Origin of the sequence: [Zimmermannella] faecalis ATCC 13722, assembly GCF_000381765.1 — a bacterium.
Taxonomy (GTDB): domain Bacteria; phylum Actinomycetota; class Actinomycetes; order Actinomycetales; family Microbacteriaceae; genus Gulosibacter; species Gulosibacter faecalis.
Genome location: NZ_KB907085.1, coordinates 60,824 through 86,598, shown reverse-complemented (window position 1 = coordinate 86,598; position 25,775 = coordinate 60,824). Strand labels below are relative to the sequence as shown.

Here is a 25,775-nt window from a genome sequence, read left to right as displayed (position 1 = left end):
TACCGGAAGGTGCGGCTGGATCACCTCCTTTCTAAGGAGCGATATTTCACTCGAGAAGATCTTGGGTGGGGTTGCTGGTGTCACCGTTTGGGTGGCGCTGGTGCTCAAGGGTGGAACATATGGCTGGAACTGGTTGTGGTTCTAACGAGTAGTACGCCGGCTCTTTCGGGGGTTGGTTGGAAGCTGGTTGGGGTTGTGGCTGGTTTGTGGTGCACGCTGTTGGGTCCTTGGGGACCGGTCACGCCTGCTAGCGGTTTTGCTGGTGGGTGGGTTTCCTGCAGGCCACTGCGGGGTCAGGAACTGTGGTTTCTGGGTTCGGGTGGTGCTGATTGTATGTTGAGAACTACATAGTGGACGCGAGCATCTTTATTTGCCGCTTCGTGTCATGGCTGCGTCTTTCGGGGTGTGGTTGTGGTGTGGGGTGGTGGATAATTTTTATTTGAAATTAGTTTTCTGATTTCGAGTTCATTTTGATTCTTATGTATCGTACTTGGTGATTTTGAAGTTGCTAAGAGCGAACGGTGGATGCCTTGGCATCTGGAGCCGATGAAGGACGTAGTAATCTGCGATAAGCCTCGGGGAGCCGATAAACGGGCGTTGATCCGAGGATTTCCGAATGGGGAAACCTGGCCGCACTTGATGTGGTTACTCGCACCTGAATGTATAGGGTGTTGAGGGGGAACGCGGGGAAGTGAAACATCTCAGTACCCGCAGGAAGAGAAAACAAACGTGATTCCGTGAGTAGTGGCGAGCGAAAGCGGATGAGGCTAAACCGGTTGTGTGTGATACCTGGTAGGGGTTGCATGGTCGGGGTTGTGGGACTTGTTGGTCGTGCTACCACGCGGCAGGCGTCTAGCGCAGTGTAGGAGAACAGGTTTGAATGCCTGACCAGAGTGGGTGGGAGTCCCGTATCCGAAACAGTGTGTTGGTGTTGATGAGTATCCCAAGTAGCACGGAGCCCGTGAAACTTTGTGTGAATCTGTCGGGACCACCCGATAAGCCTAAATACTTCCAGATGACCGATAGCGGACTAGTACCGTGAGGGAAAGGTGAAAAGAACCCCGGGAGGGGAGTGAAATAGTGCCTGAAACCGTTCGCTTACAATCCGTCGGAGCCTTTCGGGGTGACGGCGTGCCTTTTGAAGAATGAGCCTGCGAGTTAGTGATGTGTGGCGAGGTTAACCCGTGTGGGGTAGCCGTAGCGAAAGCGAGTCTGAAGAGGGCGTTGAGTCGCATGTTCTAGACCCGAAGCGAAGTGATCTAGCCATGGCCAGGTTGAAGCGTCGGTAAGACGTCGTGGAGGACCGAACCCACCTAGGTTGAAAACTGGGGGGATGAGCTGTGGTTAGGGGTGAAAGGCCAATCAAACTTCGTGATAGCTGGTTCTCTCCGAAATGCATTTAGGTGCAGCGTTGCGTGTTTCTTGCTGGAGGTAGAGCTACTGGATGGCTAATGGGCCTTACCGGGTTACTGACGTCAGCCAAACTCCGAATGCCGGTAAGTGAGAGCGCAGCAGTGAGACAGTGGGGGATAAGCTTCATTGTCGAGAGGGAAACAACCCAGACCACCGATTAAGGTCCCTAAGCGTGTGCTAAGTGGAAAAGGATGTGGAGTTGCAGTGACAACCAGGAGGTTGGCTTAGAAGCAGCCATCCTTGAAAGAGTGCGTAATAGCTCACTGGTCAAGTGATTCCGCGCCGACAATGTAACGGGGCTCAAGCACACCACCGAAATCGTGGCAGTCAATATTTGTTGGCTGGGTAGGAGAGCGTCGTGTACTGGGTGAAGCGGCACGGGAACGTGGTCGTGGACGGTACACGAGTGAGAATGCAGGCATGAGTAGCGAAAGACGGGTGAGAAACCCGTCCTCCGAATAACCAAGGGTTCCAGGGTCAAGCTAATCTTCCCTGGGTAAGTCGGGACCTAAGGCGAGGCCGACAGGCGTAGTCGATGGACAACGGGTTGATATTCCCGTACCGGCGAAAGACCGTCCAAACCTAATCCAGTGATGCTAAGAGCCTGAAGCTGCTTCCTGCGCCTTTGGTGTGGGAGTGTGGTGGAGCGTTCGAACCGATGCTGGGGCGGGTAGCGTAGTAACAGGTGTGACGCAGAAAGGTAGCCAATCCGGGTGAATGGTTGTATCCGGGCAAGGTTGTAGGGTGTGTGGTTGGTAAATCCGCCATGCGTGTAGCCTGAGAGCTGATGCGGAAGCCGTAAAGGCGTAGTTGGTGATCCTCTGCTGCCAAGAAAAGCATCGACGCGAGGTCTGAGTCGCCCGTACCCCAAACCGACACAGGTGGTTAGGTAGAGAATACTAAGGAGTTCGAGAGAATCGTGGTGAAGGAACTCGGCAAAATGCCCCCGTAACTTCGGGAGAAGGGGGGCCATCCGCTTATTAGGATTTACTCCGAAAGGGTGTGGTGGCCGCAGAGACTAGTGGGACGCGACTGTTTATCAAAAACACAGGTCCGTGCGAAGTTGCAAGACGATGTATACGGACTGACGCCTGCCCGGTGCTGGAAGGTTAAGAGGAAGTGTTAGCTTTGGCGAAGCACAGAATTTAAGCCCCAGTAAACGGCGGTGGTAACTATAACCATCCTAAGGTAGCGAAATTCCTTGTCGGGTAAGTTCCGACCTGCACGAATGGCGTAACGACTTCCCAGCTGTCTCCACCGCGAACTCGGCGAAATTGCAGTACGAGTAAAGATGCTCGTTACGCGCAGCAGGACGAAAAGACCCCGTGACCTTTACTATAGCTTGGTATTGGTGATTGGTGTGGCTTGTGTAGGATAGGTGGGAGACTGTGAAGCTGGCACGCTAGTGTTGGTGGAGTCGTTGTTGAAATACCACTCTGGTCATTCTGATTATCTAACTTCGGACCGTGATCCGGTTCAGGGACAGTGCCTGGTGGGTAGTTTAACTGGGGCGGTTGCCTCCCAAAGAGTAACGGAGGCGCCCAAAGGTTCCCTCAGTCTGGTTGGTAATCAGATTTTGAGTGTAAGTGCACAAGGGAGCTTGACTGTGACACTGACAGGTGGAGCAGGGACGAAAGTCGGGACTAGTGATCCGGCAGTGGCTTGTGGAAGCGCTGTCGCTCAACGGATAAAAGGTACCTCGGGGATAACAGGCTGATCTTGCCCAAGAGTCCATATCGACGGCATGGTTTGGCACCTCGATGTCGGCTCGTCGCATCCTGGGGCTGGAGTAGGTCCCAAGGGTTGGGCTGTTCGCCCATTAAAGCGGTACGCGAGCTGGGTTCAGAACGTCGTGAGACAGTTCGGTCTCTATCCGCTGCGCGCGTTGGAAGTTTGAGGAGATCTTTCTTTAGTACGAGAGGACCGAGAAGGACGAACCTCTGGTGTGTCAGTTGTTCTGCCAAGGGCACGGCTGATTGGCTACGTTCGGGACGGATAACCGCTGAAAGCATCTAAGCGGGAAGCCGGCTCCAAGATGAGACTTCCATCCCCGTTTTGGGGGAGAGGTGTCCAGTAGATGACTGGGTTGATAGGCCGGATGTGGAAGCGCTGTAAGGTGTGGAGCTGACCGGTACTAATACGCCGATGACTTCAATAATCTCTTTGCCAATGTGCGATAAGTAACGAATCTAGATGTTCGCGTCCCTGTGTGGTTCTTGACATACGATCAAGACATCATGTGCCCGCATGCGGTTGTGTGTGGGGGTGTGGTGGTTGTGTGTTGAGAAGTGTTTCGGTGGTTTTAGCGAGATGGAAACGCCCGGTTACATTCCGAACCCGGAAGCTAAGCGTCTTTGCGCCGATGGTACTGCAAGGGGGACCTTGTGGGAGAGTAGGACACTGCCGAACTTAACTTAACGAGAGGGTGTGATTTCGACTTCGGTCGGATTCACACCCTCTCTTTTTTTGTTTCCTACCCGAAGCAGAAGCAAACTACTGCTGCGGTTGTTGCGCCGGCACCGCGGTGTGCGTGCGCGCGAACTCGAGCGTCTCGCGCAGCATGTGCAGCCGCTTCGCTTCATCCTTTCGCGCCGATCGGGTATTCACCTCGGCGATGACGAGCCCGTCCCATCCGCTGTCGGTGAGGTGCCGCAGCGTCTTCGCGACGGGCTGGCCTCCCTGCCCGGGCATCCGGTGCTCGTCGAACAATCGCTTCTTGCCGTCGGGCGCCTCTCCGTCGCAGAGGTGCAGGTGGCGCAGGCGGTCGCCGGCGGCGATCGCCATGTCGTAGGAGTTCTCGCCCGAGAGCGCGGCGTGCGAAAAGTCGAGCGTTATCGAATCGACGTTCATCTCGATCGGGTTCGTGCCCGGCAGGTATGCCTTCTGGCTGCCAGCGACGTTCCACGGGAACATGTTCTCGACCGCGAGGGCGATGCCCGATTCCCGCTCGAGTCGCGTCACCTGCTCCTCGAAGCGGGTCGCGTACGAACCCTGCCAGCGGAACGGCGGATGCACCACGACGGTGCGGGCGCCCATCTCGTGCGCGAGCTCCACCGTGCGCTCGAGCTTCTCATCGGGCTTCGTGCCCCAGACGAACTGCGTGAACAGCAGCACGGGTGCGTGAATCGACAGTACGGGCAGGCCGTATCTCGCCGAGAAGGCGCGCAACGCGTGGGGGTTGCGGGAGTCGTTCTCGGTCGACACCATCACCTCCACGCCGTCATAGCCAGCGGCCGCAGCAATCTTGAACGCCTGCGACGTCGGCTTTGGAAAGGTGCACGAGGTGCTCATACCAATCTTGATCATCGTCGTCAGCGTACGCCCGCAGCGTGACAGGCTGGTGAAGTCGCGGTTGCCAGGGATTCCCAGGTAAAATAGATGAGTACGTATGTGAGATTGCGAAGGGAGACCGCGGATGGCCTTCTTGCTCGCACTCTTCGCAGTTGCGAGCTTGGCGATGCCGGCCCTGCGTCGACTTCCCGGTACCTCCCTCTTTTACATCGGCGCCGCGGTCTCGGCGGCCGCCGCAGTGTGGACCGCCTCCCTCGCCCCGCAGATCTTCGCGGGGGAGACCTGGCGAGTCTCGTATGAGTGGCTGCCCACGCTGTCGATGAACCTCGACTTCCGCATCGACGCGCTCAGCTGGGTGCTCGCGATGATCGTCACCGCGATCGGGGCGCTCGTGCTGCTCTACTGCGCGAGCTACTTCACGAAGGACGAGCCCGGCCTCGGTCGGTTCGCCGGGGTTCTGCTCGGCTTCGCGGGCGTCATGTTCGGCCTCGTCACGACCGACAACATCTACCTGATGTTCGTATTCTGGGAGGCCACGAGCATCCTCTCGTACCTGCTGATTGGTCACTACACCGGTCGACGCCCCTCGCGCGGTGCGGCGATGCAGGCACTGCTCGTGACCACCTTCGGCGGGCTCGCGATGCTCGTCGGCATTGTCATGCTCCACGTCGGGGCGGGCTCGGCGCTGTTCAGTGAGATCCTCACCGCCGACATTCCGCACGACGGTTTCCTCACCACGGCGCTCGTGCTCGTCATCGTCGGCGCGGTCACGAAGTCGGCGCAGCTGCCGTTCCACTTCTGGCTCCCCGGTGCCATGGCGGCACCGACCCCGGTGTCGGCCTACCTGCACGCCGCCTCGATGGTGAAAGCGGGCGTCTACCTTGTGCTCCGGCTCGTGCCCGCCTTCGCCGAAGTGCCCGGGTTCCGCGAGACGCTCATCGTGCTCGGCGTGTGGACGATGCTCGTCGGCGGTTGGCGTTCGCTCCGCCAGTTCGACCTCAAGCTGATCCTCGCCTACGGCACGGTGTCACAGCTCGGCTTCATGATGACCATCGCCGGCTTCGGTGGGCGCGACGCGATGCTCGCGGCGATCGCGATGGTGATCGGCCACGCGCTGTTCAAGGCGGCGCTGTTCCTCATCGTCGGCATCATCGACCACCAGCTCGGCACGCGAGACATCCGCAAGATCAGCGGGCTCGGCAGACGGATGCCCGTGCTCACGGTCACGGCGATCATCGCGGCGGCCTCGATGGCTGGCATTCCGCCGCTGTGGGGCTTCGTGGCGAAAGAGGCGGTGTTCTCGAGCTTCCTCACGGGCGTCGCGCTCGGCGACTCGTGGAGCTGGGTCGCACTCATCGGCACGGCGGTCGGGTCGATGCTCACCGTCGCGTACACCTGCCGCTTCCTCTGGGGCGCATTCGCGTCGAAGCCCGGCATCGAGCCGGGGGAGAAGGCCGGCCGGCACGCAGAAGACCTCATCGCGCCCATCCTGCTCGTCGTCACGACCATCGTCATCCCGTTCTTCGCGACGCCGATCGACCACCTCATCGCGCAGTCGGCCGACACCGCACCGATGCTCGACCCCGAGCATCCGTACCACCTCGCGATCTGGCACGGGCTCGAGCCCGCCCTCGGCATCTCGGCGATCACGCTGCTGACCGGCCTCGGGCTGTTCGCGGCCCGCCGCAAGGTCGAACGGGTGCAGTCGTTCGTGCCCGATCTCTTCGAGGCGGCGCGAGGCTACTGGCTCTCGCTGCGTGTACTCGACACGGTCGCCGCCCGGGTCACCTCAAGCACCCAGCGCGGTTCGCTGCCGTTCTACCTCGCGATCATCTTCATCGTCACGGTCGCCGCGGTCGTCGTGCCGCTCCCGTTCATCGACTACTCGCAGCTCGACCTCGACTACTCGTTCTCGTGGGTGCAGCTCGGCATCGTCGTCGTGCTCATCATGGCGTCGATCGCCGTCACTCAGAGCACGCGCCGATTCCAGGGCGTCATTCTCGTAAGCGCGACCGGCTACGCGATCGCCGTGATGTTCGCGCTCCACGGGGCACCCGACCTCGCGACGACGCAGGCGCTCATCGAGACGATGTCTCTCATCGTGTTCGTGCTCGTGCTGCGTCGCCTACCCGCGAAGCACGCCCACATCGAGAACAACCTGCCCGCGTGGCTGCGCTGGGTGATCGCGATTTCGGTCGCCCTCGCGATCGGCGTGATCACGGCAATCGCGATGGGCTTCCGCATCGCCCCCTCCGACGGCCTCAGCTTCCCAGAGCTCGCGGTCGAGGGCGGCCACGGGTACAACGTCGTCAACGTCACGCTCGTCGACCTGCGCGGCTGGGACACCATGGGCGAGCTGTCGGTGCTCATCGCCGCGGCGACCGGTGTCGCGAGCCTCGTATACCTCAGCGCCCGCGGTTCGCAGCGCGAGGCGGCGGCCCGCCCCGACGTGCGGCAGCGCAGCCGCCGATTCTTCTCGAACTTCGTCAAGGGCGCGCAGTCGGTCGAGGGCAAGGCGCCGCTTCGCCGCTCCGACGACCACCGCCCGTGGCTCATCGCCGGTAACTCCCTCGCGCCCGAGCACCGCTCGATCGTCGTCGAGGTCGTCGTGCGCATCATCTTCCACGCCCTGTTCATCGCGTCGCTCTACCTGCTGTTCGCCGGGCACAACGACCCGGGCGGTGGGTTTGCGGGCGGCGTGATCGCGGGCCTTGCCCTTTCGGCGCGCTACCTCGCTGGCGGTCGCGAGGAGCTCGACGCGGCGGTGCGCATCGACGCGGGTCGGCTGCTCGGCATCGGTATGGTGCTCGCCGCGGGCTCCGCGATCGTGCCGATCTTCTTCGGCTACCCGCCGCTCACGAGCTTCTGGGTCGACAGCGAAGTCTCGGGCATCGGGCACATCGTGTTCGTCACGTCGACGATCTTCGACATCGGCGTTTACCTCATCGTCATCGGCCTCGTCATCGACATCCTCCGCTCGCTCGGGTCGGAGCTCGACGTGCAGGCCGAAGAGGAACACCTCGGGGCACGCAACGTCGGCGCGGTCGTCATCGACGGCGCCGAGGTGCGCGGCACGGTGCCGACGCCGAAGCCCATGACCGGCTCGATTCCCGTCGTGCGCCGGCGCAGCGAGAGGAGCGACTCATGACGCTCAACGTTGTGCTGCTCGTCGGCATGGTCGTCATGTACGCCTGCGGCGTCTACATGCTCCTCGAGCGCAGCTTCACGCGCATGATCCTTGCGGTCATGCTCATCGGCAACGCGACGAACGTGCTCATCTTCCTCGTCTCGGGCCGCTACGGCTCGGCGCCCCTCATGGGCGACGGCGCGAACCCCGAGGACTTCTCTGACCCGCTGCCACAGGCGTTCATCCTCACCGCGATCGTCATCACGTTCGCGACGACGGCGTTCATGCTCGCGCTGCTCTACCGGTCGTGGCGCCTCGCGCACGGCGACGAGGTCGACGACGATGACGAGGCCGTCGAGCTGCGCACAGTCGATCCCGAAGAAGATGACGAGGTGTTCGACGAGGAGGACTCGGGCGACACCGAGTTCGGCTCCGATGCCGAGGTCGCCGTCGCGGGTGCCCCGACCCGAGACGAGATCGACGAACGCGCGAACCAAGAAAAGCCACGCGAGCAACGAGAGGGCGGTGACGCATGAGCTGGCTCGTTCCATTGATCGTGCTCGTGCCGCTGCTCGGCGCCGCGATCACGCTGACCGCCGCGCGCAAGCAGCGGCTGCAGATTCTGCTCGCGAGCGTCACGATGGTGCTCGCCCTCGCGATCTCGATCGCGCTCATCGTCGCGGTGCACACGGCCGACCAGCCGCTCGTGATTCAGGTGGGCGGATGGGCGGCCCCGTTCGGCATCTCGCTGGTCGTCGACCGCCTCTCGGCGCTCATGGTGCTCGTCACGAGCATCGTGCTCATCGCGGTTATGGCGTTCTCGATCGGCCAGGGCGCGACTGACGGTGACGACGAGACGCCAGTTTCGATCTTCTACCCGACCTACCTCGTGCTCGCGGCGGGCGTCTACAACGCGTTCATCGCGGGCGACCTGTTCAACCTCTACGTCGGCTTCGAGATTCTCCTCGTCGCGAGCTTTGTGCTCATCACGCTGGGCGGCACCGCCTCGCGCATCCGCGCCGGCATCACGTACATCGTCGTCTCGCTCGTCTCGTCGCTCATCTTCCTCGCCGCAATCGCCGCGATCTTCGCGGCCGTCGGCACCGTCAACTTCGCCGAGATCGCGATTCGCATGGCCGAGCTGCCGCAGGAGGTGCAGCTGCCGCTCCACCTGCTGCTGCTCGTCGGCTTCGGCATCAAGGCCGCGCTCTTCCCGCTCTCGTTCTGGCTGCCCGACTCGTATCCGTCGGCGCCCGCGCCCGTCACGGCCGTGTTCGCCGGCCTGCTCACCAAGGTGGGCGTCTACGCGATCCTCCGCAGCGAGTCGCTGCTGTTCGCGCAGAACGACATCTCGGTGCTGCTCATCGTCGTCGCGATGCTCACGATGGTGATCGGTATTCTCGGTGCCGTCGCACAGGCGGGCATTCGCCGTATGCTCTCGTTCACGCTCGTGAGCCACATCGGCTACATGATCTTCGGTATCGCCCTCGGCACCGAGGCGGGTTGGGCCGCGACCGTTTACTACATCGCCCACCACATTCTCGTGCAGACCGCACTGTTCCTCGTGACGGGGCTAATCGAGCGCATCGCCGGTACCGCGACGCTCACGCACCTCGCGGGCATGCTCCAGCGCTCGCCGTTCGTCGCGGTCATCTTCTTCGTGCCCATGCTCAACCTCGGCGGCATTCCGCCGTTCTCGGGCTTCATCGGCAAGCTCGGCCTGTTCATCGCCGGTGCCGAGGGCACGGCGCTCGAGGTGCCGCAGTGGCTCGTGTGGACGGGCATCGGCGTCGGGGCGCTCACGAGCCTCCTCACGCTGTACGCGCTGATTCGCGTGTGGAACCTCGGCTTCTGGCGCTCGCAAGACGAGGTGGCCGGGTTCGACTCGCAGCTCATGACGAAGCTCGAGGAGATTCCGGGCGGCGACGTCGTGAGCGAGAGCAAGGCGAACTCGATCGTCATGAACACCGCGACCGCGGTCATGGTCGGTGTCACAATTTGCATGACGGTCTTTGCCGGGCAGATCTACGAGTTCGCCGACGCCGCGGCCGCGAACCTCACAATTCCGGCGGCGTACGTCGACGGCGTGAGCGGAACGGAGGGGATCAAGCCATGAGATCCGCCGACCCCGTAGTGCGTGCGGAGCGCTTGCAGCGCCCCGCCGTGCAATTGCTCACGCAGTTGCCGCTGCTCATTGGCCTCGTCGTCATCTGGGTGGTGCTCTGGGGGCACATCGACCTCATCAGCGTCGTGACGGGCATCGTGTTCTCGCTCATCGTCGTGCGCGTCTTCGAGCTGCCGCCCGTGCTGCTGTCGGGCCGGATGCACCTCGGCTACTCGTTCGTGCTGCTCGCGAAGGTGCTCGGCTGGCTCGTCGGCTCGACCTTCCAGATGGCGTGGCTCGCGGTACGGCCGCAGGCGCCCCCGCAGGCGTCGATCATCGCCTCGCGCATGCGCGTGCACTCCGACTGGCTGCTCACGCTCGCCGCCGAGATCAACATGCTCGTGCCGGGCTCCGCGGTCGTCGAGGTCGACCGCATGCGCGGCATTCTCTACCTTCACGTGCTCGACGCCGACACCGACGAGAAAATCGCGAAGGCTCGCGTCGCGGCCGAGAAGATCGAGGATGCGGTGGTCGTCGCGCTCGGCAACCACGAAGACATCGCGCTCATCAACGACGACCGCGCCGAGCGCGGTATGCCTCCGCTGTTCGCGTCGCGCCGACAGCGCCGGTACGAGGAGCGCCGCGAGGCCGCGCGCCGGGCGCGCGAGGCCGAATGGGAGGCGGGGCTCTAATGCAACTGCTGTTCACCGTGCTCATCTGGGTCATCGGGCTGCTCTTTGCCGCCGGCGCGATCATGTCGCTCATCCGCGTGATCCGTGGCCCCTCGGTCGTCGACCGCATGGTCGGCTCGGACACCCTCGCGACCGTGCTCATCTGTGTGCTCTCGGCCGACATGGCCCTGCGTGGCCACCTCACGACGCTGCCGCTCGTGCTCACGCTCGCAATGACGGCCTCGATCGGCACGATGGCCGTCGCCCGGTTCGTGTCGCGCGGCCGCGCTGGCAACACCCTGAACTCGACCCCGAATGACGCCGAGCCCGCCGACGCCGACGACGTGACGCGGCACCGCGACGACGGCTCGCTCGTCGAAGAAGAGGTCTCGCGGCATCAGCGCGCCCACGACGCCGTCGCTCGGGAGGTGCGCAATGAACGATAACGGCCTGAGTGGCAACACCTGGCTCGATCTCGCGACGATCCTGTTCGTGCTCGCGGGCGCCGTGCTCTCGTTCTCGGCGGGCCTCGGGCTGCTGCGTTTCCCCGACCTGCTCTCGCGCCTGCACGCGCAGTCGAAGCCGCAGGCGGCCGGGCTCCTGTTCATCCTCGTCGGGCTCGCGCTGCAGCAGACCGACGCGTGGACGATCGTGCTGCTCGTGCCGATCATCCTCTTCCAGTTCCTCACGACCCCGGCCGCCGGTATGGTGCTCGCGCGCGGCGGCTACCGCTCGCGGCACTACGAGTTCGTCGAGCTGCGCATCGACGAGCTCGAAGACGAGGTGAAGCGGGCCCAGCGTGCCGAAGAGGAAGAGGCGGCCCGCGAGCAGGTCGAGCTGCTCGACGACGCGGCCGACGCATCCGAACCCGAGACGCGCAACCCCAACGCCCCCAAGCTTTAGCGGCTCGGGCTGTCGAACCCCACCAGTCCCGAGCAATCGGGCGGGAGCCGGGCGGCGCTCGGGGCGACTGGTGAGGGATAGACTTTCACCATGACCGACCAAGCTGTACCGCCCGTCGACGGCGTCGACATCAAGCCGAAATCCCGCGTCATCACCGATGGCATCGAGGCGACCGCATCGCGCGGCATGCTTCGCGCTGTCGGGATGGGCGACGATGACTGGGCGAAACCGCAGATTGGTATTGCGAGCTCGTGGAACGAGATCACGCCGTGCAACCTGAGCCTCGACCGGCTCGCGCAGGGCTGCAAGGAGGGCGTGCACGCCGGCGGCGGCTACCCGCTGCAGTTCGGCACCGTCTCGGTGTCTGACGGCATCTCGATGGGCCACGAGGGCATGCACTTCTCGCTCGTGTCGCGCGAGGTCATCGCCGACTCGGTCGAGACCGTCATGGAGGCCGAGCGCCTCGACGGCTCGGTGCTGCTCGCCGGCTGTGACAAGTCGCTCCCCGGCATGCTCATGGCCGCCGCGCGCCTGCGCCTCGCGAGCGTGTTCCTCTACGCCGGCTCGATCTACCCGGGCCGCGTGCGCCTCAGCGACGGTACCGTGAAGGACAACGTCACGGTGATCGACGCGTTCGAGGCCGTCGGTGCCTGCAAGGCCGGGCTCATGAGCGAAGAAGACCGCAAGCGCATCGAAGAGGCGATCTGCCCCGGCGAGGGTGCCTGCGGTGGCTTCTACACGGCGAACACGATGGCGTCGGTCGCCGAGGCCCTCGGCATGTCGATCCCCGGCTCGGCCGCGCCCGCGTCGGCCGACCGCCGTCGCGACTACTACGCCCACAAGTCGGGCGAGGCCGTCGTCGAGATGCTGCGCCGCGGCATCACGACCGAGCACATCCTCACGAAGAAGGCGTTCGAGAACGCGATCGCCGTCGTCATGTGCATGGGTGGTTCGACGAACGCTGTGCTCCACCTGCTCGCGATCGCTCGCGAGGCGGGCGTCGACCTGCAGCTCGACGACTTCAACCGCATCGCCGACAAGGTGCCGCACCTCGCCGACATGAAGCCGTTCGGTAAGTACGTCATGAACGACGTCGACAACATCGGCGGCATCCCGGTGGTCATGAAGGCCCTGCTCGACGCGGGCATGATCCACGGCGACGCCCTCACCTGCACGGGCAAGACCGTCGCCGAGAACCTCGAGGAGCTGAAGCCGCAGCCCCTCGACGGCGAGATTATCCACACGCTCGACAACCCGATCCACGAGCGCGGCGGCATCTCGATCCTGCACGGCACGCTCGCCCCCGAGGGCGCGGTCGTGAAGTCGGCCGGCTTCGACCTCGAGGCGTTCGAAGGCCCCGCGAAGGTGTTCGAGCGCGAGCGCGAGGCGATGGATGCGCTGACCCGCGGCGAGATTGAGCACGGCGACGTCGTCGTGATTCGCTACGAGGGCCCGAAGGGCGGCCCCGGCATGCGCGAGATGCTCGCCATCACGGGCGCGATCAAGGGAGCCGGCCTCGGCAAGGATGTACTATTGCTCACTGACGGTCGATTCTCAGGCGGCACAACTGGCCTGTGTATCGGCCACGTTGCGCCAGAGGCTGTAGATGCAGGACCCATCGCCTTTGTGCGCAACGGCGATCGAATTCGGGTCGATATCGCAGCTCGTACCTTGGACCTACTCGTCGACGAGACCGAGCTTGCCAACCGCCGTGAAGGTTGGGAACCGCTGCCCCCGCGCTACACGCGCGGTGTGCTCGCGAAGTTCGCCAAGCTCGTGAAAAGCGCCTCGGAGGGCGCCGTCACGGGCTAGTGCATTGCCGCACGCGCCGGCCCGGAAACTGCCCGCTTTGACTCGATGGGGACACACATTCAAATGACAACTCAAGTTGCACCCGAGCGGATTACCGGTGCCGCCGCCGTGGTGCGCACGCTCGAGCTGCTCGGCGTGACCGACGTGTTCGGTCTGCCGGGCGGCGCGATCCTGCCGGCCTATGACGCGATTCTCGACGCGAAGTCGCTCAACCACATCCTCGTGCGCCACGAACAGGGCGCGGGCCACGCGGCCGAAGGATACGCCTCGGCGAGCGGCAAGGTCGGCGTCTGCATCGCGACGTCGGGCCCCGGCGCGACGAACCTCGTCACCGCCATCGCCGACGCCTACATGGACTCGGTGCCGATGCTTGCGATCACCGGCCAGGTGTTCTCGACGCTCATGGGCACCGACGCGTTCCAGGAGGCCGACATCGTCGGCATCACGATGCCGGTCACGAAGCACTCGTTCCTCGTGAAGCGCCCTGAGGACGTGCCCGCGGCGATCGCGAGTGCGTACCACCTCGCCTCGACCGGTCGCCCCGGCCCCGTGCTCGTCGATATCACGAAGGATGCGCAGCAGGGCGAGTTCGACTTCGAGTGGCCGGTGAAGCTCGACCTGCCGGGCTACCGCCCGATCACGAAGGCGCACGGCAAGCAGATCGTCGCCGCGCGCGACGCGCTGCTCGCGGCCCGCAAGCCCGTGATCTACGCGGGCGGCGGCGTCGGTCGCGCCGGCGCGGCCCCCGAACTGCTCGAGCTCGCGGAGCTCACGGGTGCGCCCGTCGTGACGACGCTCATGGCGCGCGGCGTGTTCCCTGACAGCCACCCGCAGATGCTCGGCATGCCGGGCATGCACGGAACGGTGCCCGCGGTGCTCGCGCTGCAGGAGGCCGACCTGCTGTTCACGGTCGGCGCCCGCTTCGACGACCGCGTGACGGGCAAGGCCGAGCTGTTCTCGCCGAACTCGAAGGTCGTGCACATCGACATCGACCCGGCGGAGATCTCGAAGATTCGCACGGCCGACGTGCCGATCGTGGGCGACGCGAAGGAGGTGCTCGCCGACGTGACGCGGGCGCTTCGCGACGGCGGCCACGGCAAGCTTGAGATCAGCGAGTGGCTCGAGTACCTGCAGGGCCTGCGCAACGAGTTCCCGCGCGGCTACACCCCGTCGACCGACGGGCTGCTTGCCCCGCAGCAGGTGATTGAGCGCATCAGCGAGCTCACGGGCCCCGAGGCGGTCTACGCCACGGGCGTCGGGCAGCACCAGATGTGGTCGGCGCAGTTCCTCGGCCTGCAGCGCCCGAACTCTTTCCTCAACTCCGGCGGCGCCGGCACGATGGGCTACGCGGTACCGGCCGCGATGGGCGCGAAGGTTGCTCAGCCCGACCGCGTCGTGTGGGCGATCGACGGCGACGGTTGCTTCCAGATGACGAACCAGGAGATCGCGACCTGCGTCATCAACAACATTCCGATCAAGATCGCCGTCATTAACAACTCGTCGCTCGGCATGGTGCGGCAGTGGCAGACCCTCTTCTACGACGGTCGCTACTCGCACACCGACCTCAACACCGGTCACGACACCGTGCGCGTGCCCGACTTCGTGAAGCTTGCTGAGGCGTACGGCGCGCTCGGCGTGCGGGTGCAGAACGAAGACGAGATCGACGACGCGATCAAGCTTGCGCTCGAGACGAACGACCGCCCGGTCGTCATCGACTTCGTCGTGTCGGCCGACGCGATGGTGTGGCCGATGGTGCCGCAGGGCGTCTCCAACAGTTTCATTCGCTACGCGCGCGACGCGAGCCCGGCCTACGAGGGAGAGTAACCGCGATGTCGAAGCACATTCTTTCGCTGCTCGTCGAAGACAAGCCGGGCCTGCTCACCCGCGTCGCGGGGCTGTTCGCCCGCCGCGGCTTCAACATTGACTCGCTCGCCGTGGGGTCGTCGGAGGTCGAGGGCCTCTCGCGCATGACCGTCGTGGTGAACGTCGAAGATTTCCCGCTCGAACAGGTGACGAAGCAGCTCAACAAGCTGGTCAACGTCATCAAGATCGTCGAGCTCGACCCGGCAAGCGCGGTCGAGCGGGAGCACATCCTCGTGAAGGTGCGCGTCGACAAGCAGACGCGTTCCGAAGTGATCGAGGCCGTCAACCTGTTCCGCGCGCGCGTCGTCGACGTCGCGCCCGACTCGCTCGTGATCGAAACCACGGGAGACTCGGGCAAGGTTCAGGCGCTGTTGCGCATGCTGGAACCGTACGGCATCCGCGAGCTCGTGCAGTCGGGCCTCCTCGCGGTTGGCCGCGGCCCGAAGTCCATTTCTGAGCGCGTGCTCCGCTAGCCACCGCTCACCGACCGAACATCATCGAAATATCAAGGGAGAATCGATCACACATGGCTGAGATCATCTACGACAACGACGCAGACCTGTCGATCATCCAGGGCAAGAAGGTTGCCATTGTCGGCTACGGCTCGCAGGGCCACGCGCACGCGCAGAACCTGCGCGACTCGGGCGTCGAGGTCGCAATCGCACTCCGCGAGGGATCGAAGTCGCGCACGAAGGCCGAGGAAGCAGGCTTCCAAGTCTTTTCGAACGCCGAGGCCACGAAGTGGGCCGACGTCGTCATGATCCTCGCTCCCGACCAGAGCCAGCGCGGCCTCTACGCCGACGACATTGAGCCGAACCTCGCACCGGGCAAGACCATCGCCTTCGCGCACGGCTTCAACATTCGCTTCGGCTACATCACCGCGCCCGAGGGCGTCGACGTGATCATGGTCGCCCCGAAGGGCCCCGGCCACACCGTGCGTCGCGAGTACGAGGCCGGCCGTGGCGTTCCCGTCATCGCGGCGGTCGAGGTCGACGCCTCGGGCACCGCGTGGGACACCGCGTGGAGCTACGCGAAGGCAATCGGCGGCCTGCGCTCGGGCGGCATCAAGACCACCTTCACCGAAGAGACCGAGTCTGACCTCTTCGGCGAGCAGGCCGTGCTCTGCGGTGGTACGTCGCAGCTCATCCAGTACGGCTTCGAGGTGCTCACCGAGGCTGGCTACCAGCCCGAGATCGCCTACTTCGAGGTGCTGCACGAGCTCAAGCTCATCGTCGACCTCATCTGGGAGGGCGGCATCACGAAGCAGCGCTGGAGCGTCTCCGACACCGCCGAGTTCGGCGACTACGTCTCGGGACCGCGCGTCGTCGACCCGAGCGTCAAGGAGAACATGAAGGCCGTGCTCGCCGACATCCAGTCGGGTGCCTTCGCGAAGCGCTTCATCGAGGATCAGGACGCGGGCGCGCCCGAGTTCAAGAAGTTCCGCGAGGAGCAGCAGTCGCACCCGATCGAGAAGACCGGTCAGGAACTGCGCAAGCTCTTCGCGTGGTCGCAGCAGGACGCCGACTACACCGACGGTCAGGCCGCGCGCTAAGCGCGAAGCCGCACCCTCGCATCCACCCCGCTCGCGGGGAACGTGCGCCGCCCACTCCGGGCGGCGCACGTTTGCGTTGCGCCAACAGCGCACTGACGCGTGCGCGCGGTCGCGCCTGGCTAGGGTCGGGGGAGTGAACGCTCTCGCGAAGCTCTTTCGGTATACCCGCGAACTCACGCCGTACTACGCGGCGATCGTCGCGCTCGCGCTGCTGTCGGCGGCGGGCGCGCTCGTCACGCCCTTCATCATCGGCCGCGCGACCGACGAGATCGTCGCGATCGTCGGCGGGCAGCTCACGTTCGAGGCCGGCGTCAGCACGGTGCTCTGGCTCGCGGTCGCGTTTCTCGCCGTTGAACTGGTCGTGACGGCGGCCGACTCGTCGGGCGGCTACTTCGGCGACGTCATGAGCGCCCGCATGCGCTCGCTGCTCTCGACGCGGTACTACAACCAGCTGCTGCAGCTGCCGCAGCGCTACTTCGACAATGAGCTCACCGGCACGATCGTGTCGCGCCTCGACCGCACGATCAGCGAGGTCACGCAGTTCGTGCAGTCGTTCGCGAACAACATGTTCTCGATGCTCGTCACGACCGTCGCGGTGCTCGGCATCACGGCGTTCTACTCGTGGCCGATCGCGCTGCTGCTGTTCGCGCTGTTCCCCATCTACATGTGGCTCACGGCGCTCACCTCGCGGCGCTGGCAGCGCATCGAGCACGACAAGAACCTGCACGTCGACACGGCCCGCGGCCGCTTCAGCGAGGTCGTCGGGCAGCTGCCGGCCGTGCGCTCCTTCGCGCAGGAGGCCCGCGAGTGGAAGCTCTTTCGCCGCGAGTTTCGCGCGACGGTCGACCTCACGAGCCAGCAGTCGCGGCTCTGGCACGGCATGGATGCGCTGCGACGCATCGCGCTCAACGTCGTGTTCTTCGGCATCTACCTGATTCTGTTCGTGCAGACCGCGCAGGGGCAGTTCACGATCGGCGAGATGGTGCTGCTCATACAGCTCGTGTCGATGGCCCGCGCGCCCGTGTCGATGATGTCGTGGATCATCGACTCGGCGCAGCACGCGATCGCGGGCTCGCGCGACTACTTCCGCGTGATGGAGCTTCCCGCCGACGAGCGCGAGGGCATCGAACTGCGCGAAACCGAGCGGGCCGACGCCGAGCACCCGGCACCGCGGCCCGACGCCGCGCCCGTGCGCTTCGACGACGTCGAGTTCGCGTACGACGAGGAGACCCCCGTGCTGCGCAGCATCAGCTTCGCGATCGAGCGCGGCGAGCGCATCGCGCTCGTGAGCGGTTCGGGTGGCGGCAAGAGCACGATCGTGAGCCTGCTGCTCGGGTTTTACCCCGTCACGTCGGGGCGCATCGAGCTGTTTGGCCGCGACATCGCGCACCTGCAGATGCCGGCGCTGCGCGCCGAGGTCGGCGTCGTGTTCCAGGAGCCGTCGCTGTTCAGCGGCACGATTCGCGAGAACATCGCGTACGGCCGCCCCGACGCGAGCGAGGCCGAGGTGATCGACGCCGCGAAGCGGGCGAACGCGTGGGAGTTCATTGAGGGGTTCGCGCACGGGCTCGACTCGGTCATCGGCGAGCGCGGGCTCAAGCTCTCCGGCGGTCAGAAGCAGCGCATCGCGGTCGCGCGCGCGATGCTGAAGGACGCGCCCGTGCTCATTCTCGACGAGGCGACGAGCGCGCTCGACACGAAGAGCGAGCGGGCCGTGCAGGCGGGGCTCGACGAGCTCATGGCCGGCGACCGCACGAGCCTCATCATCGCGCACCGCCTCTCGACGATTCAGCACGTCGACCGCATCATCACGCTCCGCGACGGCCGAATCGACGAGGTCGGCACCCCGGCCGAGCTCGCCGCTTCGGGCGGAATTTACGCCGAGCTGCTCGCGCTGCAGCTCGAGGGCACGCAGGCGAGCCGGGAGCGGCTGCGCGAGCAGTTCGGTATTGCCGAGTAGGCGCGATCGCGGCACCTGGAGACGCCGCGCTGCGCGGTAGGCTTAGCGAATACGTGGCCACGGCACAGGGTGGCCACGGTTCAGGCGAAAGGATGCGCAGCGTGGTGCAGAAGCTGGATCTCGGAGTGATCGAGGGCGACGGAATCGGCCCAGAGGTGATCACCGAGGCCCGCAAAGTCCTGCGCGCGGCGCTGCCCGCCGACGTCGAGCTCGCCGAGACCGAGTATCCGTTCGGCGCGGGCCACTACCTCGAAACCGGCGAGGTGCTCGACGACGCCTCGCTCGACACGCTCGCCCGCCACGACGCGCTGCTCCTCGGCGCCGTCGGCGGCGACCCGGCCGACCCGAAGCTCGCGGGCGGCATTCTCGAGCGCGGCCTGCTGCTCAAGCTGCGGTTCGCCTTCGACCACTACATCAACCTGCGCCCCTCGAAGCTCTGGCCGAGCGCGCGCAGCCCGCTCGCGGCACCCGGCGAGATCGACTTCGTCGTCGTGCGCGAGGGCACCGAGGGTCTCTACACCGGCAACGGCGGCGCCATGCGCACCGGCACCCCGCACGAGATCGCGACCGAGACCTCGGTGAACACCGCGCACGGGGTCGAGCGCACCGTGCGATACGCCTTCGACCTCGCCCGCACCCGCCGCGGCAAGCTCACGCTCGTGCACAAGAAGAACGTGCTCGTGAACGCCGGGCTGCTGTGGAACCGCATCGTGAACGAGGTCGCGGGCGAGTACCCCGACGTCGCCGTCGACTACCTGCACATCGATGCGGCCACTATTTTCTTCGTGACCGATCCGTCGCGCTTCGACGTGATCGTGACCGACAACCTCTTCGGTGACATCATCACCGACCTCGCCGGCGCCGTTACCGGAGGTATCGGCCTGGCAGCCTCGGGGAACATCAACCCCGGGGGCGAGTTCCCGAGCATGTTCGAACCCGTGCACGGCTCGGCACCCGATATCGCCGGCACCGGCAAGGCCGACCCGACCGCGGCCATCCTGTCGGTTGCCCTGCTGCTGCGACACTTCGACCTCGTCGAGGCCGCCGACCGCGTCGAGGGCGCCTGCGAAGCCGACCTCGCCGCCCGCGACGGCGCCGCCCGCACGACGAGTGAGATCGGCGACGCGATCGTCGCCCGGCTCGCGAACTAACTCAACTGCTCACTGCAAGGAACCCAATGTCGTTTCGAATCGACCGTAATCCCAACCCCGCAACCGATGCCGAGCTGCAGGAGGTGCTCGCGAACCCCGGGTTCGGCCAGCACTTCACCGACCACATGGTCGTCATCGACTGGACGAAAGCCGGCGGCTGGCAGGATGCGCGGGTCGTGCCCTACGGGCCGCTCACGCTGAACCCGGCGAGCGCCGTCTTCCACTACGCCCAGGAGATCTTCGAGGGCCTCAAGGCGTACCGTCACGCCGACGGCTCGGTGCACACGTTCCGCCCCGAGCGCAACGCGGCACGCTTCGCCGCCTCGGCGCGCCGCCTCGCGCTGCCCGAGCTGCCCGAGGAACTCTTCGTCGAGTCGCTGCGCCAGCTCGTGCAGATCGACGAGCGCTGGGTGCCCGAGCACGGCAAGGGGCAGTCGCTCTACCTGCGCCCGTTCATGATCGCGAACGAGGACTTCCTCGGCGTGCGCGCGGCCCAGACGGTCTCGTACTTCGTCATCGCCTCGCCGGCCGGCTCGTACTTCGCCGACCCGACGCGGCCCGTCGACATCTGGCTCGAGCGCGAGCTCTCGCGCGCCGGCCGAGGCGGCACGGGTGCCGCGAAGTGCGGCGGCAACTACGCCGCGAGCCTGCTGCCGCAGCAGACGGCGTATGAGAACGGCTGCGAGCAGGTGCTGTTCCTCGACGCCTCCGAGCAGAAGTACCTCGAGGAACTCGGCGGCATGAACATCGTGCTCGCGTTCAAGGACGGCACCGTCGCGACGCCCGAGTCCGACTCGATTCTCGCGAGCGTCACGAACGAGGCGATCCTCGAGCTCGTCGCTGAGGCCGGCCACAAGGTCGAGCGCCGCCGCATCACCCTCGACGAGTGGCGCGAGGGTGCCGCCGCCGGCGAGATCACCGAGGCGTTCGCCGTCGGCACCGCCGCCGTGATCGCCCCGATCGGCACGCTCAAGGCGACCGACTTCACCATCGAGAACCCGCCGGTCACCCTCGACTCGCTCTCGATGCGCATCCGTGCCGAGCTCACGGGCATTCAGAACGGCGACGTCAACGACACGCACGGCTGGCTCGTCAAGCTCGCGTAGGCTGCGGCTCTCGTCGCTGGCCCTCGTCGCCGCGCGTCAGGCGTGGCGGCGGGGGAGGAGCCGCGCCGCGGTGCGCGCGAGCGCGAACTGCACGATGTCGTCGGTGATGCGCGGGTCGAGCCCAGTGAGGCGCGTGATCTGCTCGATGCGGTAGCGCACCGTGTTGCGGTGGGTGCCGAGCGCCTCGGCGACCTCGGCCGCGGCACCCGAGTGCTCGATCCACGCGTCGAGGGTGTCGATGAGCGCGGTACCGTGCTCGGCGTCGCTGCGCTCGAGCGGTGCGAGCACCTCGCGGGCGAGCTGCTCGACGGGCGTGTTCGCGGCCCCGAGCACGAGCGACGCGAGCGAGATGCGCGTCGCCTGGCCGATTTCTTCGTCGTCGCCGAGGTGCGCGAGCGCGTCGCGGGCCTCGTGCCAGCTCCACCGCAGCGCCACACCAACCGGGTACACCCCGCCGATGCCGATGCGCGCCGAGATACCTGCCGCGCGAGTCGTCGCGAGCAGCACCTCGGCGGCGATGTGCGGGTCGCCCGCGTCGTCGTCGAGCACGACGATGAGCTGCCCCTCGACGAGCGCCGTCGCGGTCGCCTGCAGCGAGTTCGGGATGCGCATGGTCGCGAGGTCGCCGCGCGTGCCGGCGCGCTGCTCGGCCACGAGCATCCGATACCGCCGGCCCGGCCGAAGCCCGACCTGTTCGAGCCGCGTCGCGGTGCTCGCGTCGTCGAGCAGCCCCGAGCCGAGATCGCCGAGCACCTGGCCCGCCTGCTCGCGCGCCGAGCGCATGCGCCTCGCCGCCTGCGAGAGGTGGAGGCCGACGAGGGAGCGGGCCGCGTTGATGAGGTCGTCGCGGCGCGGATGCGAGGCGTGGAGCGTCGCCTGGCCCGAGTTCGCGAGGGCGATCGGCAGCGCATCCCACCCCGTCACGGCCGGGTCGTCGACCTCGAGCGTGCCGGCGACGATCTCACCGTTGAGCGACACCGCGAAGTGGGCCGCGGCGTCTTTGCCGAGCGCCGCGAGCATCGCCTCGAGTTCGCCGTCGCCGAGCAGCAGCTCGACGAGGCGCTGCCGCTGGCGATAGCGCGTCTCGAGCTTCGCGACCCGCTCGCTCTCGTTGCGGGCCGCGACGTAGCGCGTGACCTCTGAGAACGACACCTCGAACGGCACCTCGACGACGGGGAGCCCCGCGCTCGCGGCGGCGTCGAGCAGGGCCTCGGGGATCTCGTCGTGGCTGATGCCGATGCCGAACCCGAGGCCCGCCGACCCGGCCTGGGCGACCGCGCCGACGAAGCTGCGGAACTGCTCGGGCGTGCGAAGCCGAACGCCGGTCGTGAGCACGAGCTCGCCACCGGCGAGCGAGGGGGAGGGGTCGACGAGCTCGGTGACGACGGCCCAGTCGAGCTCGCGCCGCAGCGGCACCTCGTCGCCGAGGCGCAGCCGCAACCCGAGTTCGGGGGCGCGCAGGAGCTCGGCGATCGTCGTGACCATGCCCCGAGCCTACGGGCCGTGCGAGTGCACAACAAGCTGGCCTCGCGTGGTGCATGACGACATGCTGTGCGTCACGTTGCGGGCGTACGCTGAACGCTGTGGTGAGGCGTGCGCCTTACCAAGTCACGTCGGTCATCGAGCGCCCACGCAGGGCGGTGAAAGGAAGGCAGAGCAATGGAGTTCCGTCTCGAACAGCAGCGGAAGATTGTCACCGAGATCCCCGGCCCCAAGTCGCAGGAGCTCGCGAAGGAGCGCACGAAGTACGTGAGCGCGTCGATCGGCTCGGCCCTGCCGAGCTACATCGAGGACGCCGACGGTGTCGTGCTGCGCGACGTCGACGGCAACCAGTTCATCGACTTCGGCTCGGGCATTGGCGTGTCGACCGTCGGCAACGCGAACCCGAAGGTCGTCAAGGCCGTGCAGGACGCCGCGGCGAACGCGCTCCACCTGCAGGTGAACACGGCGCCCTACGGCAACTACGTCGAGCTCTGCAAGCGCCTCACCGAGCTCACCCCCGGCTCGTTCGAGAAGAAGGCCGCCCTGTTCAACTCGGGTGCCGAGGCGCTCGAAAACGCCGTGAAGATCGCCCGTAAGTACACGGGCCGCAACGCGATCGTCGTGTTCGACCACGCGTTCCACGGCCGTACCAACCTCACGATGGCGATGACCGCGAAGAACCTCCCGTACAAGGACGGCTTCGGCCCGTTCGCGAACGAGATCTACCGCGTGCCGCTCAGCTACCCGTACCGCGACGAGCTCTCGGGCGAAGCGGCCGCGGCCCGCACCATCTCGGCGATCGAGAAGCAGGTCGGCGCGCACAACGTCGCCGCGATCGTCATCGAGCCCCTCGTCGGCGAGGGCGGCTTCCTCGTGCCGGCCGACGGGTTCCTCGAGGGCCTCGTGAAGTTCGCGAACGACAACGGCATCGTGTTCGTTGCCGACGAGGTGCAGGCCGGCATGGCCCGCACCGGCAAGTGGTTCTGCTCGGAATGGAGCGGCATCGAGCCCGACCTCGTCACCTCGGCGAAGGGCCTCGCGGGCGGCATGCCGCTGTCGGCAGTCATCGGCCGCGCCGAGATCATGGATGCGCCCCAGCCCGGTGGCATCGGCGGCACCTACTCGGGCAACCCGGTCGCGAACGCGTCGGCGCTCGCGACGATCGAGGCGTACGAGGAGCAGGGCCTGCTCGACGCCGCGCTGAAGATCGAAGAGGTCGCGAAGTCGGTGCTCGAGCCGCTCGTCGACGAGCTCGACATCGTCGGTGAGGTGCGCGGCCGCGGCGCGATGCTCGCGATCGAGTTCGTCACGGGTGCCGACAAGACCCCGAACCCCGAGGTCGTCGGCAAGATCGTGAAGCAGGCGCTCGGCGAGGGCGTGCTGTTCCTCACCTGCGGCACCTACGGCAACGTGATTCGCCTGCTGCCCCCGCTCGTCATGCCGGAGAAGACGCTCCGCGACGGCCTCGACGTGCTGGTCGCCGCGATCCGCGCGAACGCGTAGCGCGTATCCACGAAACGGCGGGGCCCGAGTCACTGACTCGGGCCCCGCCGTTCGTTTGGGCTGACGCTCTGTTATTGCGCTCCGGTTCCCTTCGCGCTCTACTTCTGCGCTCCGGTTCCCTTCGCGAAGTGCTCCTGGGTCCACGTCACGATCGCCTCGAAGCCGATGTCGAACAGCTCGTCGTTGATCGCGTGCTGGCTGCGCTCGGGCTGCGCCTCAACCGCCTTCGAGAACGTCGGCGCGTAGCGCGCGAGCTCGCCGACCGCGTAGACGTCTTCGGGCGCGTGCTCGTTGATCGCGTTGCCGTAGATGAACGACTCGAGCGCCGTGATGAGCGGCACGATCGACTCGAGCGGCCAGCCGGCCTCGACGAGCGCCTGCGTGACGCGCTCGTACATTGCGACCGTCTGCGGCGACTCGAGCACCTCGGTCGTCGCGATCGCCGTGATGAGCTCGGAGTGCTTCGCCATCGTGTCGCGGTAGCTGCGCGCCCAGAGCTTCAGCGCCTCGCGCCACGGCTTCTCATCGAAGGGCGTCACGTCGATCTCGCCCATGATCGAGTCTTCGATCCAGCGCAAAATCTCGAGCTTCGAGTCGGCATGGTTGTACACCGCCGACGGGGTCACATTGAGGCGGGCGGCGAGTTGCGTCATTGTGAACGCCTGCACGCCGTTCGTCGCAATAATCTTGCGCGCGGCCTCGGTGATGACCTCGCGGCCGAGGATACGCGTGCGCGGTCGGCCCGCGGGGCGTCGGTTTCCAGCCATGGTCGGCCTCCTTCGTCGGTGCCTTCAGGGTAAAGAATAAATGATCGACATTCGTCAGTGGGGTCGGCGGGTAGCATTATGGCTACGCGTGGCGGCGCCGTTCGAGAGGGTGCGGGAGCGCGCAGTGAGAATGAGGAGTGGCAGCCAATGACGGCACCGGCAGCATCGACATCCCCCGAGCGCATCATCGTGGGGTATGTCGCGGATGCGCCGGGCTACGACGCACTCGCCCTCGCGAGCTTCCTTGCTCGCGACAAGGGCTCAGAAGTCATCATCACGATGGTCGTGCCCGAGCCGTCGGCGTACGGTGCCGCGAGTGTCGGCACGTTCATCCCCACCGACCGCATCTACTCGGCCCAGCTGCGCGAGTGGCGCGATGACGCGCTGCGCCGCGTGCCCGAGGGGATCGACGCCCGCTTTGAGGTGCGCTTCGACGACAACCCTGCCCGCGGGCTGATTGAGGCGGCCGAAGAGGTCGATGCCTCGGTGATCGTGATCGGTGCACACGCGGGCCCGATTCTGCACAGGTTCACGCTCGGGCCGGTCGCGAACGCCCTGCTGCACGCCTCGCCCGTGCCCGTTGGGCTCGCGGTGCGGCGCTTCGCCGACCCGGGAACACCCGTGCAGCGCATCACTGGCATCTACGGCACGCGCGCGGGTTCCGAAGTGGTCATCGGCCGGGCCGTGCAGCGCGCGGTCGAGCGCGACGTGCCGCTCAGGCTCGTCTCCCTCGTGCAGGTCGACCAGGTCGCGCCGCGCGAGGTGCGCGAGATCTACGACGAGGCACGCAGCTTTGGCGGGCGCCACCTCGAAGACACCGCGGTCGGGATGCTCGACTCGGGGCGCGCGACGATTCAGATCGCCGAGGGGCGCGGGTTCGAAGACGCCCTCGCGAAGATCGACTGGCGCCCGGGCGACCTCGCGCTCATCGGCTCGAGCCGGCTCGGCCGCGGGCTGAGCGTGTTTCTCGGGTCGCGAGCCCGGCGCATCCTCGAGGCGCTCGAGGTGCCGGTCATCGTGCTGCCGAGCGAATACCGCGGCCCAAAGCGCGACAACGCCGGCAAGTAGGC

The 25,775-nt window shown here is 65.9% G+C and carries 18 protein-coding genes and 2 rRNA genes; 17 read left to right on the top strand and 3 right to left on the bottom strand.

Annotation, left to right across the window (positions count from 1 at the left end):
- Positions 1–498 precede the first annotated feature (498 nt).
- Positions 499–3,571, top strand: a 23S ribosomal RNA gene (locus G328_RS0112850).
- 134 nt (positions 3,572–3,705) lie between these two features.
- Positions 3,706–3,822, top strand: a 5S ribosomal RNA gene (gene rrf, locus G328_RS0112845).
- An 84-nt stretch (positions 3,823–3,906) separates the two neighbouring features.
- On the opposite strand, the gene G328_RS0112840 is transcribed toward rrf, so the two are convergent.
- Positions 3,907–4,719 carry a sugar phosphate isomerase/epimerase family protein gene (locus tag G328_RS0112840; protein ID WP_019619762.1) on the bottom strand — a complete coding sequence of 271 codons (813 nt, stop codon included), beginning with the start codon at positions 4,717–4,719 and terminating at the stop codon, positions 3,907–3,909.
- A 109-nt stretch (positions 4,720–4,828) separates the two neighbouring features.
- Between G328_RS0112840 and G328_RS0112835 the strand changes: the two genes are divergently transcribed.
- From G328_RS0112835 to G328_RS0112775, 13 genes are all read left to right on the top strand, one after another.
- Complete coding sequence (locus G328_RS0112835) at positions 4,829–7,852, top strand: Na+/H+ antiporter subunit A (protein WP_019619761.1); 3,024 nt, start codon at positions 4,829–4,831, stop codon at positions 7,850–7,852.
- Positions 7,849–8,367 (top strand): Na(+)/H(+) antiporter subunit C, encoded by a 519-nt coding sequence (locus G328_RS0112830; protein ID WP_019619760.1) that lies wholly within the window; start codon positions 7,849–7,851, stop codon positions 8,365–8,367. The genes G328_RS0112835 and G328_RS0112830 overlap by 4 nt, the downstream gene beginning before the upstream one ends.
- Positions 8,364–9,947 carry a Na+/H+ antiporter subunit D gene (locus G328_RS0112825; protein WP_019619759.1) on the top strand — a complete coding sequence of 528 codons (1,584 nt, stop codon included), beginning with the start codon at positions 8,364–8,366 and terminating at the stop codon, positions 9,945–9,947. Before G328_RS0112830 ends, G328_RS0112825 begins: the two co-directional genes overlap by 4 nt.
- Complete coding sequence (locus G328_RS15430; protein WP_083919654.1) at positions 9,944–10,627, top strand: Na+/H+ antiporter subunit E; 684 nt, start codon at positions 9,944–9,946, stop codon at positions 10,625–10,627. Before G328_RS0112825 ends, G328_RS15430 begins: the two co-directional genes overlap by 4 nt.
- Positions 10,627–11,052: an MrpF/PhaF family protein gene (locus tag G328_RS16250; RefSeq protein WP_019619757.1), complete on the top strand. Its 426-nt coding sequence runs from the start codon at positions 10,627–10,629 to the stop codon at positions 11,050–11,052. Before G328_RS15430 ends, G328_RS16250 begins: the two co-directional genes overlap by 1 nt.
- The gene (gene mnhG / locus G328_RS15420; protein ID WP_019619756.1) at positions 11,042–11,509 is read left to right on the top strand and encodes a monovalent cation/H(+) antiporter subunit G; all 468 of its coding nucleotides are present in this window, start codon (positions 11,042–11,044) and stop codon (positions 11,507–11,509) included. The genes G328_RS16250 and mnhG overlap by 11 nt, the downstream gene beginning before the upstream one ends.
- A gap of 90 nt (positions 11,510–11,599) precedes the next feature.
- The gene (gene ilvD, locus G328_RS0112805; RefSeq protein WP_019619755.1) at positions 11,600–13,321 is read left to right on the top strand and encodes a dihydroxy-acid dehydratase; all 1,722 of its coding nucleotides are present in this window, start codon (positions 11,600–11,602) and stop codon (positions 13,319–13,321) included.
- A 63-nt stretch (positions 13,322–13,384) separates the two neighbouring features.
- Positions 13,385–15,145 (top strand): acetolactate synthase large subunit, encoded by a 1,761-nt coding sequence (locus G328_RS0112800; RefSeq protein WP_040905843.1) that lies wholly within the window; start codon positions 13,385–13,387, stop codon positions 15,143–15,145.
- Between the two features lie 5 nt (positions 15,146–15,150).
- Positions 15,151–15,657 carry an acetolactate synthase small subunit gene (gene ilvN, locus G328_RS0112795; RefSeq protein ID WP_019619753.1) on the top strand — a complete coding sequence of 169 codons (507 nt, stop codon included), beginning with the start codon at positions 15,151–15,153 and terminating at the stop codon, positions 15,655–15,657.
- A 29-nt stretch (positions 15,658–15,686) separates the two neighbouring features.
- On the top strand, positions 15,687–16,736 hold the full coding sequence (gene ilvC, locus G328_RS0112790; protein WP_275401670.1) for a ketol-acid reductoisomerase: 1,050 nt from the start codon (positions 15,687–15,689) through the stop codon (positions 16,734–16,736).
- Between the two features lie 133 nt (positions 16,737–16,869).
- The gene (locus tag G328_RS0112785; protein ID WP_019619751.1) at positions 16,870–18,696 is read left to right on the top strand and encodes an ABC transporter ATP-binding protein; all 1,827 of its coding nucleotides are present in this window, start codon (positions 16,870–16,872) and stop codon (positions 18,694–18,696) included.
- 92 nt (positions 18,697–18,788) lie between these two features.
- A complete protein-coding gene (locus tag G328_RS0112780) occupies positions 18,789–19,847 on the top strand; it encodes a 3-isopropylmalate dehydrogenase (RefSeq protein WP_040905841.1) in 1,059 nt (352 codons plus the stop codon).
- Positions 19,848–19,873: 26 nt separating this feature from the next.
- Entirely contained in the window at positions 19,874–20,953 is a 1,080-nt protein-coding gene (locus tag G328_RS0112775) for a branched-chain amino acid aminotransferase (RefSeq protein ID WP_019619749.1), read from the top strand.
- Between the two features lie 36 nt (positions 20,954–20,989).
- On the opposite strand, the gene G328_RS15415 is transcribed toward G328_RS0112775, so the two are convergent.
- Positions 20,990–22,438 carry a PucR family transcriptional regulator gene (locus G328_RS15415; RefSeq protein ID WP_019619748.1) on the bottom strand — a complete coding sequence of 483 codons (1,449 nt, stop codon included), beginning with the start codon at positions 22,436–22,438 and terminating at the stop codon, positions 20,990–20,992.
- Positions 22,439–22,612: 174 nt separating this feature from the next.
- Between G328_RS15415 and gabT the strand changes: the two genes are divergently transcribed.
- Positions 22,613–23,938, top strand: a complete 1,326-nt coding sequence (gene gabT, locus G328_RS0112765) for a 4-aminobutyrate--2-oxoglutarate transaminase (RefSeq protein WP_019619747.1) — start codon at positions 22,613–22,615, stop codon at positions 23,936–23,938.
- A 98-nt stretch (positions 23,939–24,036) separates the two neighbouring features.
- Here the strand turns inward: gabT and G328_RS15410 are convergent, their stop codons facing one another.
- Positions 24,037–24,705, bottom strand: a complete 669-nt coding sequence (locus tag G328_RS15410) for a TetR/AcrR family transcriptional regulator (RefSeq protein WP_019619746.1) — start codon at positions 24,703–24,705, stop codon at positions 24,037–24,039.
- Between the two features lie 147 nt (positions 24,706–24,852).
- On the opposite strand from G328_RS15410, the gene G328_RS0112755 reads away from it, so the two are divergent.
- On the top strand, positions 24,853–25,773 hold the full coding sequence (locus G328_RS0112755; protein WP_019619745.1) for a universal stress protein: 921 nt from the start codon (positions 24,853–24,855) through the stop codon (positions 25,771–25,773).
- Positions 25,774–25,775 lie beyond the last annotated feature (2 nt).